General features: G+C 44.4%; 2 protein-coding genes. Both read left to right on the plus strand.

The genetic code is table 11. The features are described from left to right. The first annotated feature begins 5 nt into the window (after positions 1 to 5). Positions 6 to 761, plus strand: coding sequence for a DsbA family protein (locus ACJJII_RS10150; protein ID WP_444919043.1), 756 nt, complete (start codon positions 6 to 8; stop codon positions 759 to 761). A gap of 38 nt (positions 762 to 799) precedes the next feature. Further along, on the plus strand, positions 800 to 23,665 hold the full coding sequence (locus tag ACJJII_RS10155) for a PA14 domain-containing protein (protein ID WP_444919044.1): 22,866 nt from the start codon (positions 800 to 802) through the stop codon (positions 23,663 to 23,665). Positions 23,666 to 23,677: the final 12 nt, after the last annotated feature.

Consider the following 23,677-nt stretch of genomic DNA (forward strand, 5'->3'; position numbering starts at 1 on the left):
ATCCTGTGGTATTTTTCTTTAATAAATATTTATATTTTTTCATATCTTTACTTTTTTTTGTGTCAGCTTGCTCTACAAAAGAAAGTAAAGTTGATGATCAGTGGTATAAAGATGAAATTTTATCGCAAATTAAAGAGCTTAAGAGTGAAGTTCGGAGCTTGAGAAGGGAGGTTGTAAATTTAAAACTCCCAAGTGGTGAAAAAAAATCACAAGTACCATTAAGTGTTAGTGTTTCAGGGGCTCCTTCCATAAATGATCATTCGAATATAGCAATAGTAGAATTTTCAGATTTTCAATGCCCTTATTGTGCTCGCCATGATAGGAAAGTTTTTCCCGAGTTAAAGGAAAAGTATTTGGATTCTGGGATATTACGTTATGTAGCAAGAGATTTCCCCCTGGGGTTTCATGCACAAGCTCGACCTGCGGCCATGGCTGCACACTGTGCTGGAGATCAGGGGAAATACTGGGAAATGCGTCATTATTTATTTTCAAATAGAAGCTTCTCAAGAGAAATATTTATTCAAGGTGCGATACAGTTGGAGCTGGACTCAAAGGAATTTAGTCAATGTATCGATGAAGATAAGCACCTTGGCCGTGTAGAAGATGACTTTGCTTATGGGCAGCGTATAGGCGTTAATGGAACTCCCCGTTTTTTTATTGGACGAATTAACGATGACAAGCTGGTCGATATTGTTCCTCTCTCCGGAGCGCAGCCACTCTCCGCTTTTGAGCGGGTTATCAATAAATTTTTGAAAGACTAAATCCTATAACGGAATTGGATTTTATACTGATGAAATGCATGAGTAGTAAGTTCTTAAGCCAGTTTTCTCTCGTATTATCGACGATTATTGGCATCCAGATGGTAATTGCGGCTGAGGATAAGCCGAGAACTCCTTTTGTAATTGATGACTCATGCATCATAAGTATTTTAAATCGCACTATCCAGGCAGATGAGTCGGGTCAATTTGTGTTGCCCAACGTGCCCTCTTTTATGGGAGAGGTGCGGGCACGTGCTACTTGTCAACGAGAAGGAAAGACCATTTCCGCGCAGACAGATTTCTTTTCTGTAGTAGATAATGAAACGATCTCTGTTGGGGATTTTTATCAAGCGAATGACCAGGCTCCACCAACAGACCTTCAAGTAAATTTTGGGGAATCCCTAAGACTTTATGGTGAAGGTACAAGTAGACAGATATCTATTATTGGAATCTATCCAAATAGCGTTGAACGCCCCCTTGATCCTGCGATGCCTGGTATCAATTTTTCAACTTCCAATTCAGAAGTTGCTACGGTTGACCGAGAGGGCGTAGTTACCGCAGTTGCCGCTGGTAATGCATTACTTAGTGTGCGTTTAGATGGTGCTATCGGGATTATTAATGTTAATGTTTTTAGCTCAGGTGATCGGGATGGTGATGGTATCCCCGATGAGGTTGAAATTGAAAATGATCTCAATCCAGATGATCCCGTTGATGCCTTTGAAGATCAAGATGGGGATGGTCTGAGTGCCCTAGAAGAGTATGAGCTTGGAACCAAAATACAAATACCTGATAGTGACTACGATGGTATTAAGGATGGCGAAGAAGTAAAAGCTGGTGATGATGGATTTATAACAGATCCTCTACTTTCTGACTCGGATGGCGATGGCTTAAGAGATGGGATCGAGCTTACCGTGGGCTCTGACCCTTCTGATGGTGAAGATGCTAACTACGCAGACTTACTGACAAAAATATCTATAGAACCGAGTAGTGCGGTTCTCTTCTATAATACTATAGATTCTGAATCCTCCTTACAGTTAAAAGTAATAGCTACTCTAGTTGATACTAGTGAGGTTGATATTACTTCTACTAGTCGGGGCACTAATTACACTTCCAGCGATTTAACTATCGCTAATTTTGGCGTTGAATCCGGGAGAGTTTTTGCAGGTCAGGAAGGCATTGCCACTATCACTGTTTCTAATGGTGATTTCAGTGTCGACATGCAAGTTACCGTTGTGTCTTTTACTCCCCAACCTCTCGGTTATATAGAACTGAGTAACCAGGCGAATAATGTCGCGGTAGAAGGTAGTGTTGCCTATGTTGCAACTGATAAGGGGCTAACATTAGTTGATCTATCCCAACCTAAAACTCCATTTGTTTTGGCTGAACTTAGTCTTGGAGTAGCAAATGATGTACAAGTTTCTGGTAGCACTGTTTATCTGGCTACTACTTCTGGCTTGAAGCTGGTTAATGTTAATGACCCAACCAACCCGTACTTAGTATCTTCTTTTGATGAAGTCGGTGCGATAAACGATATTGCCCTTGAGAATAATCTTGCTTATCTGGCTACCGAAACCAGAGGGCTGGTAATTACTGATGTAAGTACGCCGCAATCTGTCACTGAGCTGGGCAGATTACAACTTGGTTCCGCGATGAAGTCAGTTGCGGTAGAAGGCGAACTTGCGGTAGTAATTTCTGGTGATGTGGTTGCAGCGGTGGGAGTAACTTTACCCAGTAGCCCAACGGAACTAGGGCGTGTCACTATTAGTGGTGCAACTCAGGTAGCTATTAAAGGGGCTCATGCGTTTATCGCCGCCGGATCGGCATCCTATTATCCGAGTGTTGATTTATCCAACCCTACCCAACCTGTAGTTAATAATACACCGCGGGATTTTATTCCCACTGATGTAGTGGTACGTGGTGAACATGCTTTTTATGCAGATACAATATTCCCTAGTGCTGTTCCTATAGTAAATATCAAGGACCCAAACAATCCATTGTATCAATCTCTTATCGATATGAGCCGTTTTGGTGACTACGATTGTAAAGGCATTGATGCAGATCTAAGCTATACCTACTGTACTGCAAGGAACCGACTCTACATTAATCAGTATCGAGAACTCCAAGATGTAGCGGGCTTGGCTCCAGTAATTCGTTGGGAGCAACCGGAGTTTGGTAAAGAACTGTTTCAAAGCCGCCCTTACAGAGTCAGCGCGCAGGTAGAAGATGATGTGCGCGTGGCTGTTGTGAACTTTTTCGCTAATGAAGAGTTGGTTCATACAGATGTAACTGTACCTTATACTTTTGTGTATAAGGTACCGAATGATTTAGATAAATTAGATTTTCGTGTTGAAGCCCTAGACTTAGCTGGAAATCAGGCGCGTACTGGAAACATCTCTTATCAGGTAAATCCGCTTGATGCCATAGCTGAAGAGTGGACAGATGTCACACTGGATTATTTTGATGAGGATTTGTTGGCAGCCAGTATCGCTATGGATGATGCTGTTTACGTTTCTTCATACAAGTTAGAGTCGGCTGGTGATCTTCTTATTACAGGGGCTGGTAGCTCAAGTATCTTTGTAGATGAGCTGGTGGTTGGCGGTAACCTGATTATTGATGAAGATACAACCCTGTTGATTCGTAGTAACAAGAAGGTCACTGTTACTGGCGATATTATTCTCCAAGATGGAGCGCGTCTAACGGTTCCAAATGCTAACGGTAAAGAATTTTATTCACTTAATCTTGATATAGCCGGTGAGTTAACAGTCCATGATGGTGCTACTGTAGATCTGAATGGCAAAGGTTATTTAGATGAAAATATCGGCGGTCCAGACGGGAATAGCGATAATTGGTCTTGCCATGGTGGTACCAGAACTAAGGAAATTACTAGGGATTGTGTTTACGGCCGTTATGATCAAGCGAAATTAGCTGGGTCCTCAGGTGATTACTATAACGCAAGCAATACGGCGGCCGGTGGTGGTGTAGTAGCTATCAAGGCCGAGTCAATTGCTTTGTTAGGGCAGGGCTCTATTCAAGCAAATGGGTTTACCGGTAATACAAACGGCGGTGGCGCAGGCGGTTCGGTACATATAGAAGCTGAAGTAGTAACTGGTACTGGGTCAATTGAAGCCCGTGGCGCCAAAGGACGCACTTACCATGCGGGTGGCGGGCGTATCAGTTTAATTGTTGCCGATAATAGTGGTTTTTCCGGAGAGTTACGGGCGGATAGCGGTTCAACTGCGGGAACAGGTACAGTTTTCATTCGCAAGACTGATGAGAACTTTGGCGAGTTGATAGCAGATAACTTTGGTGTGATTGCGGGAAGCAAGTCGACTCCATTGTCCAATATTGGAAAACACCGTATCACTGAAATTACTCAACTAGCTGATAACTTGTGGGAGATATCAGTAGGGGGGAGTCCATGGAAGGCGACAAGTAAAGACTATACGTGGGGTATTGATGGCTATTGGGTAGTTTTAGATGCGGAGCGAGATGCTGCTCCTCGTTATTTAATTAAGGAAAATAACAGTAATTCAATAATTATTGAAACAACTGACGATCTTTATGGATACCTAAACCGCGAATTAATCGGTGTACATATTTTTGATCGCTTGACTGTTAAAAATGGTGCCTGGCTTGATGTTGGGGAAGACCGTCTTCAGGTTGTACAAGTTGCACAATCCACAATCAGCGGTGCAACTATCTCTGCCGATACTCTGCCGCAAAATATGATTGAGTTGGCCCTAACTCAAGGTGGGGGGGTTGTTACAGAACAGCCGATTGAATTATTTGAGATGGTTCTATCTGGTAGTGGGCAAGCGACAATTGATGCACCTTCTCTGACGGTGACTGACAGCGTCCAAATTAGTGGGCAAAGCCCAGATAGTACATTAACGGTTATATTGGCACTCGATGAAACCATGAATGTTGGTGGTGACCTGAGTATTTCAGATGCCGTGCTAACGGTGCCAACTGCGTCAGCTACGGCAAAGAAAATTTATAGTTTGTCTTTAAATGTTGGCGGCAATATAGATATATCGGAAACAGGAAAGCTTGATGTTAGTGGTAAGGGATATCCTTACAGTGACTACTATGGCCCAGAGTTTTCAAACTCCTATACTAAGTCTTCTGCTAGTGGTGGTAATCGCCGTAATAGTGAAAATACTAGCTATGGTTCCTATGAGCGAGCCCGCTTTGCTGGAGCTGCGGGTAACTGGAGAAGTTCTTCCCAACCGGGATACGGTGGAGGTATTGTTGAGTTATTTGCCTCAACGATTAAAGTTGATGGGAAAATTCTCGCAAATGGAGAATTTGGTAATTATAGAGGTGGGGCCGGTGGTTCCATACATATTGAGGCAGAAAGCTTAACCGGATTGGACTCAGCTCTGATTTCGGCTAGTGGATCAGGAAATTATTCTAAGTGTTCTACTTGTGATGACCGTTCTGCGGGCGCAGGTGGTCGCATCAGTGTCCATGCTGAAAGTTTCAACACTTATGAAGGCGAGCTTATTGCATCTTCCGCGAGTGGTGATACTGCCGGTGCGGGAACTATCTTCTTTAAAAATCCATCCGAACAATATGGACATCTTACCGTTGATAATGCCGGCTATGAAGCACAGCCGGGGAGTACAACACTACGTACAATTGGCCTCCATGACATTATTGGTGTTTACCAATCAGCCCCAGGAATATGGAAGGTTGAAGTTGCGGAAGTATCTTGGATTGAATCGAATAGTCTCTACGATTACGGTTTGATTGGGCTTTTGGTAGACCTAGATGCTACCGAAGAAAACAGCCCTTTATATAGAGTGGCCAGTAATACAAAAAATACACTGGAAATCCATACCTCAGATAATTTACGTCCAGTGATTGGTCAGACTCTTGTTGGTCAGCATATCTTTAATAGTTTAAAGGTCACCGGTGGGGCTTCACTGACTACAGGGGAGGACAGGCTGGTTGTTCTGGATACAGAGAAATCGACTGTTGCCAATAATGGTCAAATTATCGGTGAATTACTTAGTGAACCGGTATTACAGCTTAGTATTCGGGATGGGGGGCGTATTTCTTCGAGTGCACCCTTAGTTCTTCCAGAGCTGATATTGGAATACCCGCAAGCCTCAGAGTTCACATCTAAAATTGAGGCCCCTGAATTGAGCATCCTGGGTGATGCCATATTGGAAAACGCACAACTTTCCCTTTCGTTGGAATCTGGCCTAACCATCGGGGGAGACCTTCAAATGACGGGAGAGTCTTTGCTGACAGTGCCTCATGCAAATGCTTCTCTTAAGAAAATCTATCCTTTAAGTGTGTTCGTGGGCGGTAAGGCACTGATTGATGAGCTAGCCAAAATAGATGTTACAGGAAAAGGGTATCCCTCAGAGGATTACTATGGCCCCACTTTTGGCAAATGGTCGGTAAGAGCCTCTGCACATGGCGGTACTCATCGTCATCAAGAATATCATTATGGGCGCTACGAACGTGCCCGCTTTGCTGGCTCTTCTGGAGACTGGGAGAACAGCGCCATGCCTGGGCATGGGGGGGGAATAATTGAAGTATTTGCTGATACTCTGGAACTTTATGGAAGAGTGCTCGCGAATGGTAATTATGGTGAGCACCGAGGTGGTGCTGGAGGCTCTATCCATGTTGATGTTGGCGAATTAATTGGCGGCAGTACTGCATCAATTTCTGTTGATGGCGGAGGCCAGTACAATAAGAATAGCACGGGTGAGACATACTCTTCGGGTGCAGGTGGGCGTATTAGTATTTATGCTGTCGAGAGCGAGAATTATTTAGGTAGCTTAACCGCAGCTTCAGGCCCAAATGATGTTGCCGGTGCAGGTACTATCTACATTCACGACCCTGTAGAAAAGTTCGGCCATTTAATAGTCGATAATGCTGATCGAGTAGCCTCAGAAGGAACCACCCCACTACGTTCGGTAAATAGGCAGTTGATTATTGGTGTATACCAGCCTACGCCTGGCGTATGGAAAATTGAAGTTGCGGGAAGCCCCTGGCAGAACTCTCAAAACTCCTATGATTACGGTGTTGATGGTCTTTGGGTGGACCTTGAGGCAGAGGAAGGGGCCAGTAGTCACTACGAAATTATTGCTAATCAGGCCAATGTACTTGAAATCCATACAAGTGATGATCTTTATCATGTCATAGGCAAAGAGCTGGTCGGAGTACAGACATTTACTACTCTGCAGGTACTTGGTGGTAGCTCGTTGGACATCGGTGAAGACCGCTTAGTGGTATTGGACCGAGTTAACTCCTCTTTTGAGTCCAATACTTCAGTGCTAGCTGGAGAGATTGACCAGGATCTAATCCAGTTGGCAGGAGAAGGCGGCGCTAAGATTACATTGCGTCACACTCCGCCCTTGTCGTCTCTGATATTAGATGAACTTGGCGAGAGCACTTTGCGTTTTAGCCAAAAAGTTTCTACAGATAAATTGGAAGTTTCCTCGGGTAAAGTCTATTTCGATGGGGGCCTCGAGGTAACTGGCAGCTTATCTATCAGTGAAAACGCATTTGTATATGCACCAACTATCACTGCTAGAGAAATAGACATATCCGGTAGCGCAACTCTTGAAACTTCAGTCGTTGATCTATTGGAAAGTATGTATCTTCAGGATCAATCCGTTTTAACTGCGCCATATGCAAATAAGACAGATAAAATTATCTACCCTCTAACCCTTTCTGTAGCTGGACAAGTTGTAGTTGATCAGCAAGCGATCATTAACTTGACTGGTAAAGGGTATCCCAATGATGACTATTACGGTCCAACATTTAATACATCATTAACTTGGTCTGCCTCCCATGGAGGTGTAAGACGTCATGGTGGATATAACTATGGGAGGTATGAGCGAGCACGATTTGCCGGCTCAGGCGGTAATGATTCCGGTACTAACTATGGCCGTGGTGGCGGTGTCTTGGAAATTTTTGCACAGGAACTGCAGCTTGAGGGAAAAATAATATCAGTCGGAGAAAAGGGCTCTTCCCGAGGTGGAGCAGGTGGCTCCGTGCATATCGAAGTGGAAAGCTTGTCTGGTAGTAACACTGCATTGATTTCTACTAGTGGGGGAGGTCAAAGTAAAATATCGACTGATAGAAGCGATTACTCGTCTGGAGCTGGTGGTCGTATCAGTATTTATACAAGAGACGAAAGTAGCTTCTTTGGGACTTTGATTTCAGCTTCTGGTCCTAATGATATCGCTGGCGCCGGTACTATTTTCATACAAGATCCGCAGGAGCAGTTTGGGCATCTCGTTATTGATAATGCCGGCCAAATGGCTCAAGAAGGCAGTACACCGCTACGTTCGGTGGGTAGACATAGGATTACAGGTGTCTACCAGGCCAATCCAGGTATCTGGAAAGTTGAGGTCGCGGGCACACCCTGGAAAAATTCTGATACCGCCTACGATTATGGGGTGGATGACCTATGGGTGGATTTGGAGTCTGAGGAGGGCTTAAGCACGCTTTATCAGATTGTGGCCAATCAGGAAAATGTGCTGGAAATCCACACTAGCGATGATCTGCGCCATGTTGAGGGTCGAGAACTAGTTGGGGTACAAACCTTCTCTACGATTCAGTTGCGGGGCAATGCGTCTTTAGATATTGGCGAAGATCGTTTAGTAGTATTGGATACTGCTAAGTCCTTCTTTGAGGCTGGTTCTTCCCTGATAACTGGTGAGATAAACCAGGATCTTATCCAGTTGGCTGGTAAAGGCGGGGCTAAGGTAACTTTGCGCCATACACCTAACTTATCATCTCTCGAACTGCACGAACTTGGCGACAGTATCTTACAGTTCAATGAAAAAGTTTCGATTGACCAACTTAGTATCAGTTCAGGAAAAGTTTACTTTGGTGGTGGATTGGAAGTTTCCAGTACATTGACTATTGGTAATAGTGCTTCTGTAACAGCACTGGTTACTACCGCACAGGATATAACTCTATCGGAAAATGCAACTTTAGAGTCATCTATTGTTGATTTGTGGGGCAATCTGTATTTGCAGGGGCAGTCCGTCTTAACTGCACCTTATGCAAATAAAAGTGATGAAATTATTTATCCATTAACATTGTCAGTTTCTGGAGAAATTATAATAGATGAGCTGGCATCTATCGATGTAACAGGCAGAGGTTACCCTGCTAATGATTACTACGGGCCAGAATTTAATAATTCATATAGTTGGTCTTCTTTCCACGGTGGTTCACGCCGCCATCAAAAATCCAGTTATGGTCGATTTGAACGAGCACGATTTGCCGGATCTGCGGGTTCAGCATCAGGTTTAAACTATGCTCGTGGCGGTGGGGTTGTCGAGATTTTTGCAGACAAACTACAGTTAGATGGGAAGGTTCTTTCGCTGGGTGAAAAAGGGGGTAGTCGAGGTGCGGCCGGCGGTTCAGTACATATTGAGGTGGAAACATTAACTGGAGCAAATACCGGTTTTGTATCTGCCAGTGGTGGTGGTCAAAGTAGTACTTATTCTTCCCACACCAGCTACTCTTCTGGTGCCGGTGGCCGTATTAGTGTCTACGTTGTTGATCACAGTAATTATTCAGGTACTTTTGAAGCTGCTTCAGGGCCGAATGATATCGCGGGTGCTGGGACGGTCTATTTACAAAATCCATTAAAGCAATTCGGACACTTGACTGTTGATAATAATGGCCACATTGCTCAAGACAGCAGTACCCCTCTTCGTTCAGTAGGCAGGCATATTATTACCGGAGTTTACCAACCAACACCGGGAGTCTGGAAAATTGAAGTTGCCGGTAAGCCCTGGAAGAATTCTGATAACCTTTATGATTATGGTGTGGATGGTCTTTGGGTAGACTTTGAGGCAGAAGAATATACAAGTAATCATTATCAGATTATTGCTAATGAAGAGAATAAGCTGGAAGTAAGAACCAGTGATAACTTGTATCATATTGTTGGTAAGGAACTAGTTGGTGTTCAGATATTTTCGACTCTGAATTTACTTGGAGGAAGCTCCCTGGATATTGGGGATGACCGACTTATTGTTTTAGATCCAGCTAATTCTGTATTTAATAATAGTGCCTCCCTCTTTGCTGGCGAAGTTGATGAGAAGATCTATGAGGCTGTTGGTGTAGGCGGCAGCGCTTTAACTTTAGGTCATGATTTACAGCTATCAGAACTGAACCTAAATAATCTCGGTGATACCACGGTGCGCTTTAATGGAAAGGTGTCTACCGATGATCTAATTGTGTCTTCAGGTAAAGTCTATTTTGATGGTGGCCTTGAAGTCGGCGAATCTCTATTGATTAATGGAGGTGCACTTGTTGAGGCCTTAACGATTGACGCTAATACTATTTCCATTTACGAAAGCCAATTAGTATCAGAGTCAATTTCTCTTCGAGGAGATTTTATCCTTGGAGATAATTCTGAATTAACAGTTCCATTTGCGGATATCAGTAATAAACATATCTATCGTCTAGAGTTGATTGCCGATGGTAAGTTATCAATTGCTGAAAGTGCAGAAATTAATGTTACTGGCAAGGGCTACCCAGTTGACGGATATATCGGGCCGGATTTTGTTGCTGATACGTCTAAGGCATCTGGCCATGGTGGTCATAAACGCTATGGAAATTCGGCTTTTGGTCGCTATGAAAGTGCTTTCTATGCTGGGTCAGGTGGAAATGATTATGGTTCATCTCATCCTGGGTACGGTGGTGGAGCAGTAGACCTCTCTGCTGATGTACTGGTGGTTGATGGTCAAATTATTGCTGACGGCCAAAACGGAAATACCCTCGGTGGAGCAGGAGGCTCAATATACATTGAGGCTGCTATTATCTCTGGTGATAAAACTGGATTAATTTCAGCTAGCGGCGGTGGGCAGCGTTCTCCGTGCAGTTCTTGTTCAAGCCGATCAGCAGGTGCTGGTGGCCGTATCTCAATTTATGCTGGGACAAATAGCGACTTCGTTGGTGCGATCACTGCTATGTCTGGACCTGGTGATATTGCAGGTGCAGGTACCGTTTATATACATAACCTTTCTAATGCGGTGGGTAGTCTAAGTGTTGATAATGGTGGTTATACAGCACAAGAAAACTCTACACCGATTCGTTCAGTCGGTGAGCACCTAATTACTAGTGTGGAACAACTGTCCCCTAATCGTTGGCTAATTTCTGTTGCTACTGATGTGTGGGATGTCACTGGCGATTCCCTCAATCAGGGCTTGGATGGTCTTCTTGTTAGTTTAGATAGCTCTGATCCTGATGCGTTACTTTATCCAGTCTTAACTAATCAAACTTCTTCGCTGGAAGTTGAGACGTTCGATGATCTTAATGGCTATGTAGGTAAAAACCTGATAGGAGTTCACCTCTTCAAAACGATCACGGTTGCGAACGGAGCTTCAATCGACTGGGGCGGAGACCGCCATATCGAATTGGGTGATCTGGTGGCCGCTCGAGATACTGATGGAGATGGTCTGAGTGATGAGGAAGAACTAAATATTTATCAGTCAAATATCTATAAGACTGATAGTGATTTGGATGGAGTGCCTGATGGATTGGAGGTTCAGTTGGGTAGCTCTCCTATAGTAGCAGGTGATGCTGATATCACACCTTATGTAACAAGCCTGGTCTATGCAGCAGAAGATCGTACCCTGGATTTGGAGATCAATACTGATGTTGTAGAGTTTGAACTTTCTGCACTTGTAGAGATAAACGAAAACTCATATTTGGTAAGAATTAATCGCCAAGATTTATTTAATGTGGTTTTTGAGTCTGATTCAGTTCATGCCAGGCACCAGTCAAATGGGCTTTATATAGTTGAAGAAGGAACCTCTAACTTAAAGGCCACTTTTGCTGGATTGATGGCTCAAGTAGCTATACACGTTTCAGGTCAGGAATTAAGAAATTGGGCGAGCCAAACTATACAACTAGATTCTGATCGAAAAGTTCAAGAGTTATTGCTGAATAATACAGAGATAGCTGGATCTGAATTCGACCTTATTGTTGCTAATAACGTCACTATAACTGGATCGAATCCTGTTGAGATCAACCTGAATAAACTAGATGTTTCAGGAGATTTAGTGATCGATGGTACTTCTGTCACCCTGGATTTGCGGGAGGGATTAAATGTAAAAGGAAATATCGCCTTAATAAACGGCGCTAATTTAACAGTTCCTGTAAGTTCGGTTGCTGAAAGACGTATTTCTAATCTATCCATGCGTGCAAATAGGATAACCCTGGATGCTACTTCTAGTATTGATGTAAGTGGAAAAGGCTATCCTGGTCTCAATCAAAATGGATATACGTGGCCTGACTACCAGTTGAGTTGGTTTGATAGTGGCAAATCCAGTTGTCATGGTGGGTTACGCCGCAGCGGGGATAAATGTAATTACGGTCGATATACTCAAGCTAAGTTTGCAGGGAGCGCTGGTTATTACTGGAATAGCGATAAGCCTGGTAATGGTGGCGGAATCATTGAGATTTTTGCGAATGAGCTGCAAGTTGATGGATTTGTAAGAGCGAATGGTTTTGTAGGTTATGAGACTGGTGGTGCCGGTGGCGCTGTCCATATTGAGACTGGCTCTCTCCTGGGAGCCGGCATAATCCAGGCGAATGGTGAAAAGAACAGTAGCAATTATTCAAGTAATGGGAATCTATCCAGCGCCGGTACTGGTGGCCGAATTAGTGTTTATTATGCTGACCGATCCCAATTCACTGGTAATTTTGAGGCAGCTAGTGGCAGTTATCAGCATGCTGGAGCAGGCACAATTTACTTGCGTAACCCAGTTGAGAGCTACGGCCATCTTTTAATCGACAATAAAGGCCGTGAAGCACCTGTTAATAGCACGCCGATTAGACATGTTGGTCGTCATGTGATTTCTGGTGTTGACTTGATAGATACCGGAATCTGGCGTGTCGAAGTTGAAGGTGAGCCGTGGCTGGAAAGTGATGAGAGTTTGCAGCTGGGTATCAGTGGTATTGAAGTGGACTTGGATGCAGCCAATGATTCTGGATCGTATTATCTGATCAGAAGCAATACAGTAAATACTATTACAGTACACACAGAAGATGACCTTTCTTCATTCGTAGGCGTAGAGTTAGTGGGTGTACATACTTTCGATACACTGACTGTCTCTGGTGGTGCTTCAGTAGACCTGGGAGATGATCGCCTTGTACTTCTGAATCCTTTAGGTTCGGATATTTCCTCTGATAGCAGCTTGCGCGTAGGTGAGCTAGATAAAATCAGTATGGAGATGTTTGCGCCTTCTGGATACGAGCAGGGTGGCCTCTGGGGTACTTACTTTGATAATCGAGATTTTACCGATCGGCGCTATAGTCAAGTAGACAGTCAGATTAACTTTGATTGGAATCGGGGCCAGCCCGATGGTTTGCAGCCTTCTTATTTTAGTATTTACTGGCAAGGTCAAATTGATATGCCAGAGGCATCTGAGTATGTCTTTAGTGGACGCGTTGATTCCGAACTTCGGGTTTGGATCGATGGCCAATTAATAATTGATAAGGTTTGTTGTGGCGATTATCGTAGTGAGCCCATCTTTTTAACGCAGGGACGACACGATGTATGGATCGAATATGAGGAGGGAACTGGATCTGATTACGTAAGCCTGCGTTGGAGTTATGGTACTGTAAGTGAAGAACTAATTCCTGCATCCGCTCTCTACTTCCGCAATCCCGGAGTTCAGGGAACGATTTCTTATACGGAAGAGATAGAGATCCCTATAGTAGATTTATATGCACCTGATGGGCAGCCGATGGTATTCCATCAATCGGTTTATGGCAGTGATTTAAATCTTTTATCTGGGCAGGTTGTCATTAATGGTGATCTGACTATTGATGGTCACTTAAAGCTTGCCGAATCAACTGAGTTGACTGTCTTGGGGACTTTAGTAGCAGGTTCCATCAAGTTAGAAAACCTGTCTTCATTAAACACATCAGAGGTTGAGAGTCCGGGTCGTCTTGAGCTGATCGGACACTCAGAAATCGCAGGTCTTTATCCTGATACGAGTAACAAGCAGTTAAAGCCTCTCAGTATTTCTGTTGATACGTTAAGTGTTGCAAAAAATGCTCGTATTACTGTGAGTGGTAGAGGCTATCCGGGAATAGGGGATAGTGGTTATACCTGGCCTGATTATAAAACCAGTTGGTATGACGGTGGGTATTCTGCTTGCCATGGCGGTTTACGCCGAAGTGGTGAGCTTTGTAGTTATGGACGATATGAGCGTGCTCAATTTGCGGGTAGTGCTGGAGATCACTCCGGCAGTAATACTGCGAATGGCGGAGGTACTATCGAGGTCAAAGCGAACCAGGTAGTCATAAATGGCCGGTTAGAGGCGAATGGGTTTACTGGGTATTACACAGGTGGGGCGGGTGGCTCTATTCATATCGAGGCCCAGAGTCTGACCGGAGAAGGATTGCTACAAAGTAACGGTGGGCGGAATACCAGGAGTTACTCGAATAATGGCATTTTATCCAGTGCGGGCACTGGTGGACGCATCAGTGTTTATGCCGATGATCGTAGCGATTTTAGTGGCTTGTTCCAGGCGGCTAGTGGCAGCGAAGATATTGCTGGAGCAGGTACTGTCTATCTATATAACCCTGACGAAGATTATCGCCACTTAATAATCGATAACATAGGCCAGGCAGCACCTACAGCTAGTACTCCAATTCGCAGTGTGGGCCGCCATTTAATTACCAGTGTTGATCTTGTCGGCGATGGTATTTGGAGAGTAGAAGTTTCGGGAGAGCCCTGGAGACCTACAGATAATACTTTGCAGCAAGGAATAGCGGGTATTGAAGTTGACCTTGACGGGGAAGAGAAGTCAGGCCCTCTCTACACTGTCGTAAGTAATACCGTAAATACTATCACTTTACATACTGATGACGATCTATCTGCGATTGTCGGTGGTGAGCTGGTCGGTGTGCATATTTTTGATACCCTAGTCGTAAAAGGGAAGGCCTCTTTAGACTTCGGTGACGACAGACTGGTCTTACTGGATCCTGCAGGATCAAGTATCGAAATGGATAGTTCTCTCCTGGCCGGTGAATTAGATGATGCGACTATGCAGTTTTTTGTTCCTTCGGGGTATCAACAGGGAGGGCTTTGGGGCGCTTACTTCGATAAACAGGACTTTACAGACCGACGTTTCAGCCAAGTTGATAGTGAGATCGATTTTAATTGGAACTCTGGCCAGCCAACAGGACTGACACACGATTCCTTTAGTATTATCTGGCGTGGTGAAATAGATATTCCAGAGGATGCTGAATATACTTTTAGTGGTTCTGTTGATGATGAATTACGGGTATGGATTGATGGTAATTTAATTATCAATAAAGCTTGTTGTGGTGAGTACAGCAGTGATCCTGTCGAGCTACTGTCTGGACGTTATCCAATCGTAATTGAATATGAGCAAGCAAACTCCGCAAACTATTTAAGCCTTAACTGGACTTATGGGTCTGTACTTGAGGAAAAGATTCCTTCATCAGCTTTCTATTACCGTGTCCCCGGTGTTGATGGAAAGATAACTTTAACAAAGGAAGCTACACCTACACTTAGTGAACTGTATGCTACCCCGGATCAGCCTCAGGTATTCCTTCAGCCAATAGTTGCTAATGATTTAGCTCTATATGGAGGTAATTTTGTATTTATGGGGGGATTACAGGTTTCCGGTACTTTAATCGTTGACGAGTACGCTGACGTTGAACTGGACCATCCCTTAATAGCCAATAATATAATTGTTACTGGCCACTCGAAGCTGTCAGCTCACAGGATATCCGGTAAAAATATGTTGATTACTGGGAATTCTGAATTAGAAGCAGTATCTACAGATAGTATAGAGAAAAAGGTACATCCATTAGTTTTAGAATTTACTGATACTCTAGTAGTTGATGCGGGTTCTGTAATTGATGCTACAGGAAAAGGCTATAGTACTAATGACTGGAGTGGACCTGACTTTAATAGTTCATCTAGAGGTGGGTGTCACGGTGGTATTCGAAATAATGCCACCGTTGATTGTACTTATGGACGAATAGAGCGTGCTCAATTTGCGGGTAGTGCCGGTCGTTACTACTCAGATGCCAGTACAGGCTACGGTGGGGGCATTATTGAAGTATATGCCGATTCTGTACGTTTGGATGGTGCTGTTCTTGCAAACGGTGCTAACGGAGGAAATACTAGTGGAAGCTATGCTGCCGGTGCAGGAGGGGCGATTCATCTAGAAGCTAAGAATTTAAGTGGCGCTGGTGTCATATCTGTTATTGGAGGAAATAACACTCGTAGCTCTAGCTCCTACCCATCAGGTTCTGGTGGTAGGATGAGTCTCTATGTAGAGAATAATTCATTCACCGGAAATTTAACTACTCATGGTGGGCGCAGTGGGGCAGTTTCTGGCGCTGGAACTGTCTATATAAAAGAAGCTTCAAATTCTTACGCCCACTTAATTATTGATAATGCTGGACGTGTATCAAAAGAAGGCAGTACACCAATACGCAAAGTTGGTCGTTATAGGATTACTGGTGCTGACCTGGTCGATATTAATGAGTGGCGTATTGAAGTTGAAGGAGAGCCCTGGAAATCTACGGATTTAGAGCTTGGTTGGGGTATAGATGGGTTGCTCGTCGATTTATCTGCAACTGAGACAAACAGTCCTCATTATGAAGTTGTTAGTAATACGACCAATACAATTACTATTATCACTGGAGATGACTTGCGTGGAGTTATAGGTCAGGAATTGGTTGGTGTTCATATATTCGAAACAATTTCTGTGAGCGGTGGTGCATCGGTTGATTTCGGAACAGATAAGCTAATCATACGCGATATAGATAATTCCTATATTGATAGTAATTCCAGAGTAAAAGTGGGCTGGTTGGATGATGACTTACTTGTAGGTGCTTTAAGTTCGCAAGGGAGGTTAGATTTCTCCTATCCGTTAGTGTTGGATTCATTATCGCTTAGCAATATTGATGGGGCGGTAATTAGCGCACCTTCTATCACCATTAAAGGGGATGTCTCACTAGTAAATACTAATTTACAGATAGAAACTGAAACAGTAGATATTTCAGGGAACTTCTTACTGATTTCTAGTGATGTTTATGGTCAATATGCCAATGCATCGAGTAAGAAAGTTTTCCCACTGAATATATCTGTAGATGGACTTTTGGATATTGATGGTGATTCTTCAGTAGACGTTTCGGGCAGAGGTTACACTTCTGATTATTGGAGTGGCCCAATCTTTGAAGATCAGTCGCGACCAGGCTGTCATGGAGGAATTAGTGCAAATGCCGTAGAGGATTGTACTTACGGTCGATATGAAAGGGCACGCTTTGCAGGTAGCGGTGGTGATTACTATGACGTAAATAACTCCGCGTATGGTGGAGGTATTGTTGAGCTTTATGCGACCAGCATAAATGTGGATGGTGTTATCCGAGCTAACGGCTTAAAAGGTGGTAGTGGTGTCGCTGGGGCTGGAGGTGCAATTCATATTGAAGTTGGTGCTTTCACCGGTAGGGGCCAGTTAGAAGCTATGGGCGCTAGCAATTACTACAGTGGAACCTATCCAACGGGCGCTGGTGGGCGTATCAGCGTCTATACAGAAGCCGATACTTTCAGTGGTGAATTTAATGTTGGAAGTGGAGCCAGTGGAGCGGTTTCCGGTGCCGGCACGGCTTACGTTCAGGTCTTATCGGAAAATTACGGTCATCTTATCGCTAATAATGGCAACCGCCGTGCGAAAGATGGCAGTACGCCGATTCGTACAATCGGAAAGCATCAAATTGTAGCGGTAGACCTTGTTGAAACTGGGGAGTGGCGGATTGAAGTTGAGGGTGAGCCCTGGAAATCTACCGATACTCAGCGTGGCTGGGGTATTGATGGATTGACAGTGGATCTACTTGCTGCTGACAGCATCAGTGCGCACTACCAAGTAGAAAGCAATACCGGAAATACTCTGACGATTTTGACCGATGATGATTTAACATCAGTGGTAGGTCAGCAGCTGGTAGGGGTGCATACCTTTGAAACCTTAACCATTACCGGTGGTGCCTCCGTGGACTTTGGAGAGGACCGTTTGGTAGTTCTCAACCCAGAGCATTCCTTTATTGATAGCCTGTCCACCGTTACCAGTAGTGACCAGTTATGGGATGGCTCCCTAGTATTAGACAGCCAGAACTGGTCATTAACCAATACGGATCAGCTGCTGAGAATTAATGGCGATTTAACTTTGCGTAATGGTGCGACTTTAACTGCCCCCGCCGCTTACTCAGCCAACAAAACTATATATGGGGTTCGTTTAGAGGTTGCTGGTGCAATTGATATTGACGGGACTTCTGTAATTGATGTATCCGGAAAAGGCTATCCAGCTGATTACTGGAGTGGCCCAATCTTTGAAGATCAGTCGCGACCAGGCTGTCATGGAGGAATTGGTGCAAATGCCGTAGAGGATTGTACTTACGGTCGATATGAACGGGCACGCTTTGCTGGTAGCGGTGGTGACTACTATAACGTCACTAATCCCGCGCATGGTGGAGGTATAGTTGAGCTCTATGCGGCAAGTATAAATGTGGATGGTGTTATCCGGGCTAACGGCTTGAAAGGCGGTAGTGTTGTAGCCGGGGCTGGAGGCGCAATTCATATTGAAGTTGGTACTTTCAGCGGTAGTGGCCAATTAGAAGCTATGGGTGCTAGCAATAACTACAGTGGAAACTATTCAACGGGCGCTGGTGGGCGTATCAGCGTTTATACCGAAGCCGATACTTTCAGTGGTGAATTTAATGTTGGAAGTGGAGCCAGTGGAGCGGTTTCCGGTGCCGGCACGGCTTATGTTCAGGTCTTATCAGAAAATTACGGTCATCTTATCGCTAATAATGGCAACCGTCGTGCGAAAGATGGCAGTACGCCGATTCGTACAATCGGAAAGCATCAAATTGTAGCGGTAGACCTTGTTGAAACTGGGGAGTGGCGGATTGAAGTTGAGGGTGATCCCTGGAAATCTACCGATACTCAGCGTGGCTGGGGTATTGATGGATTGACAGTGGATCTACTTGCTACTGACAGCACCAGTGCGCACTACCAAGTAGAACGCAATACTGAAAATACCCTGACAATCTTGACCGATGATAATTTAATATCAGTGGTAGGACAGCAGCTGGTAGGGGTGCATACCTTTGAAACCTTAACCATTACCGGTGGTGCCTCCGTGGACTTTGGAGAGGACCGTTTGGTAGTTCTCAACCCAGAGCACTCCTTTATTGATAGCCTGTCCACCGTTACCAGTAGTGACCAGTTATGGGATGGCTCCCTAGTATTAGACAGCCAGAACTGGTCATTAACCAATACGGATCAGCTGCTGAGAATTAATGGCGATTTAACTTTGCGTAATGGTGCGACTTTAACTGCCCCCGCCGCTTACTCAGCCAACAAAACTATATATGGGGTTCGTTTAGAGGTTGCTGGTGCAATTGATATTGACGGGACTTCTGTAATTGATGTATCCGGAAAAGGTTATCCAGCTGATTACTGGAGTGGCCCAATCTTTGAAGATCAGTCGCGACCAGGCTGTCATGGAGGAATTAGTGTAAATGCCGTAGAGGATTGTACTTACGGCCGATATGAAAGGGCACGCTTTGCAGGTAGCGGTGGTGATTACTATGATGTAAATAACTCCGCGCATGGTGGAGGTATTATTGAGCTCTATGCGACCAGCATAAATGTGGATGGTGTTATCCGAGCTAACGGCTTAAAAGGTGGTAGTGGTGTCGCTGGGGCTGGAGGTGCAATTCATATTGAAGTTGGTACTTTCACCGGTAGTGGCCAGTTAGAAGTTATGGGCGCTAGCAATAGGCATAGCGGAACCTATCCAACGGGCGCCGGTGGGCGTATCAGTGTTTATACCGAGGCCGATACTTTCAGTGGTGAATTTAATGTTGGAAGTGGAACCAGTGGAGCGGTTTCCGGTTCCGGCACGGCTTACATTCAGGTCTTATCAGAAAATTACGGTCATCTTATCGCTAATAATGGCAACCGCCGTGCGAAAGATGGCAGTACGCCGATTCGTACAATCGGAAAGCATCAAATTGTAGCGGTAGACCTTGTTGAAACTGGGGAGTGGCGGATTGAAGTTGAGGGTGAGCCCTGGAAATCTACCGATACTCAGCGTGACTGGGGTATTGATGGATTGACAGTAGATCTACTTGCTACTGACAGCACCAGTGCGCACTACCAAGTAGAACGCAATACCGGAAATACTCTGACGATTTTGACCAATGATGATTTAACATCAGTGGTAGGTCAGCAGCTGGTAGGGGTGCATACCTTTGAAACCTTAACCATTACCGGTGGTGCCTCCGTGGACTTTGGAGAGGACCGTTTGGTAGTTCTTAATCCTAAGGATTCCTATATTGACGATCTTTCGACGCTATACAGCGGGGATCAGACTTGGGATGGCTCGTTGGTATTAGATGGGCAGAACTGGTTTTTAAGTAATAGTAATCAGCTTTTACAGATAAATGGAGACTTAATATTAACTAACGGTGCCGTGCTATCGACGCCATTAGTAAATACATCTGAAAAAGTGATTTACGGATTGCGTTTAGCTGTAGCAGGGGAGATATCTATAGATGAAGTCTCATCAATTGATGTCACAGGAAAAGGATATCCAAGTAATGACTTGGGGGGACCGCAATATGATTCTCAGTCTTATAGTGGTTGTCATGGTGGTATTCGGGCTAATACATTAGAGGATTGCACATACGGCCGCTACGAATATGCGCGATTTGCAGGGAGTGCTGGTCGCTATCGCTCTATCACAGACTCTGGTTACGGCGGAGGTATAGTTGAGCTATACGCTAACCGCATTCATATAGATGGTGCTATTTATGCAAACGGGAAAAATGGGGGAAGTTACACTGAAAGTACAGCAGCTGGTGCCGGCGGAGCAATTCATATTGAAACTCTAGAGTTTAGTGGCTCGGGGATACTTGAGGCTGCAGGGGGCAGTAATAAGTACTCCTCAAGTTATGCTTCGGGGGCAGGTGGTCGTATCAGTATTTACACAGAAAAGAATGAGTATTCTGGTGTATATAATGTTAGCGGTGGCGCAGTAGGTACAACATCAGGTGCAGGTACTGCTTTTGTTCAGGTGCTTTCAGAAGACTTTGGACATTTGATAGTCAACAGTAATGGACGACAAGCAAAAAATGGCAGCACGCCGGTTCGTTCAGTAGGTAAACACAGAATAATAGCTGCAAATTTAATAGCGGCTGGAGAATGGCTCATTGAGGTAGAGGGTGCGCCGTGGAAGCCAACAAATACTGATTTGGGTTGGGGCATTAATGGCCTAAAAGTAGATCTGTCATCCGATGCAGATTCCAATATTCTCTACGAAGTATCAGAGAATACGTCGAATACAATTACTATCTTTACGACGGATGACTTGGCATCTGTTGTAGGCCAGGAATTGGTTGGAGTACATATTTTTGAATCTCTAAACGTAACTGGTGGAGCTTCTGTAGATTTTACTAGTGACCGGGTAATTGTACGTGACCCATCTGCGTCATATATCGATGAATTATCCTCTGTATATAGCGGAGAGCAAGTTTGGGATGGGTCACTTATTGTTGATAATCGAGACTGGCGGTTGTCAAATAATGATGCCGTTCAAAGAATTAATGGAGACTTGATTTTACGTAATGGTGCGAGACTTTATACCCCTGAGTTTAATGCTTCCGATAAAACAATCTATGGATTACGGCTTGCTGTAGCCGGTGCTGTAAATATCGATGCAACTTCTTCGATTGATGTTTCAGGAAAAGGGTATCCAAATGACGATTGGAGTGGACCTGGAAGCGAGGATCAATCTCGAGGCGGCTGTCATGGAGGAATTCGAGCAAACGCTATAGTGGATTGTACCTATGGACGGTTTGAGAAAGCACAGTTTGCTGGAAGTGCGGGCCTATACCGGAGTTCCTCAGATACAGGTTATGGTGGGGGAATCGTTGAGCTTTATGCCGCCAGTGTACAAATAGATGGTGCGATCCGTGCTAATGGTTTAGATGGGGGACTCTATAGAGGAAGCTATGCAGCTGGTGCTGGCGGTGCTATTTACATTGAGACATTGGACTTTAGTGGGAGTGGTTCTCTTGAAGTAGTCGGTGGTAGTAATACATATTCATCGAGTTATCCAGCTGGAGCCGGTGGCAGGATTAGTGTTTATACCTCAGCTGATAATTTTAACGGAACATTGCATGTTAATGGTGGTAGTTCAGGCACGGTTTCAGGAGCGGGTACTGCCTATGTACAAGTGCTTTCAGATGAGTATGGCCACTTGGTGGTCGGTAATGGAAGTCGACTATCAAACATGAGAAGCACACCTCTTAGATCGGTAGGCAAACATAAAATAATCTCTGCAGATTTAGTTTCGTTAGGTAAGTGGCGAATTGAGGTTGAAGGAGAGCCCTGGAAACCAGCTGATAGCCAGTTAGGTTGGGGTATAGATGGGTTGATTGTTGATCTCATTTCCGATGAGGTAAATAGTTCCCTGTATCTAGTGTCTGAGAATACAGAGAATACGATCATAATTTATACTGAAGATGATCTAAGATCTGTCGTTGGACACGAGCTTATTGGAGTACAAACTTTTGAATCGTTAACTGTAACTGGCGGTGCCTCTGTTGACTTTGGAGATGATCGTCTAGTCGTTCTCAGCCCATCTGCTTCTTATATCGATAGTCTGTCTTCAGTATATAGTGGTGAACAGATATGGGATGGCTCTTTGATTGTTGATAATAAGGACTGGTGGCTGATCAACACTAACTCAGTTCAGAAAATTAATGGTGATATGATCCTGCGTAATGGTGCCAGGCTTTATGCAGCCGATCCAAGTAGTACCAGTAAATCTGTCTATGGGATGAGACTTTCTGTCTCTGGGGCAGTTATTATCGATGAAAGTTCGGCCATTGATGTTTCAGGGAAAGGGTACCCAAATGATGATTGGAGTGGACCTGGATTTGACGATCAAACGCGTGGTGGGTGTCATGGCGGGGTTCGAGCAAATACTTCAGTAAATTGTACTTATGGACGTTTTGAACAGGCTAAATTTGCTGGGAGTGCAGGCCAGTATAGGAATTCATTAGATACCGCTTTTGGCGGTGGTGTTGTCGAATTATATGCAGATAGTGTTCAGGTTGATGGCGCTATTCGAGCGAACGGGCTGGACGGAGGTATTTATAGGGGAAGTAATGCTGCTGGTGCCGGGGGATCAATCCATATTGAGACCCTGGAATTAAGCGGGGCAGGTGCTTTAGAAGTTCAGGGGGGAAGTAATACCTATAGCTCGAGTTATCCGGCTGGGGCTGGGGGGCGGATCAGTGTATATTCTGAAGTTAATAATTATATTGGGACGGTTAAGGTTGCCGGAGGTAATAGCGGTTTAGCATCTGGAGCTGGGACAGCATATTTTCAACTATTGGCAGAGCCTTATGGAGAATTGATAGTTGAGAATGCAGGCCGCACGGCAAAAAGCGCCAGTACGCCAGTCCGCTCTATAGGCCGCTATGAAATAGCTGGTATCGAAGAATTATCAGTTGGTAAATGGCTAGTTAGTGTTGATGGTTCGCCCTGGATGCCCAGTAGTTCAATTAGTGGATTTGGTTTAGATGGTTTAGAGGTGGACCTTGATGCAAGTGAAAGTTTTAGCCCACTTTATATAGTTGAAAGTAATACTTCGAATACATTGACCGTGAAAACGTCTGATGATCTTACAAATGTAGTCGGTGGGGAATTAATTGGGGTACATACGTTTAGTGGTTTATCAGTTACAAATGGTGCTTCCTTAAGCTTTGGGAAAGATAGGATTAGATTATTAAATCCAATAAATTTCAAAGTGGATAGCTCATCGAGCCTCATAAGTGATTCTATTATTGGTAATTAAAAGAGACAGTAT

The sequence above is a fragment of the Microbulbifer maximicatervae (SeqCode) genome (assembly GCF_052467825.1).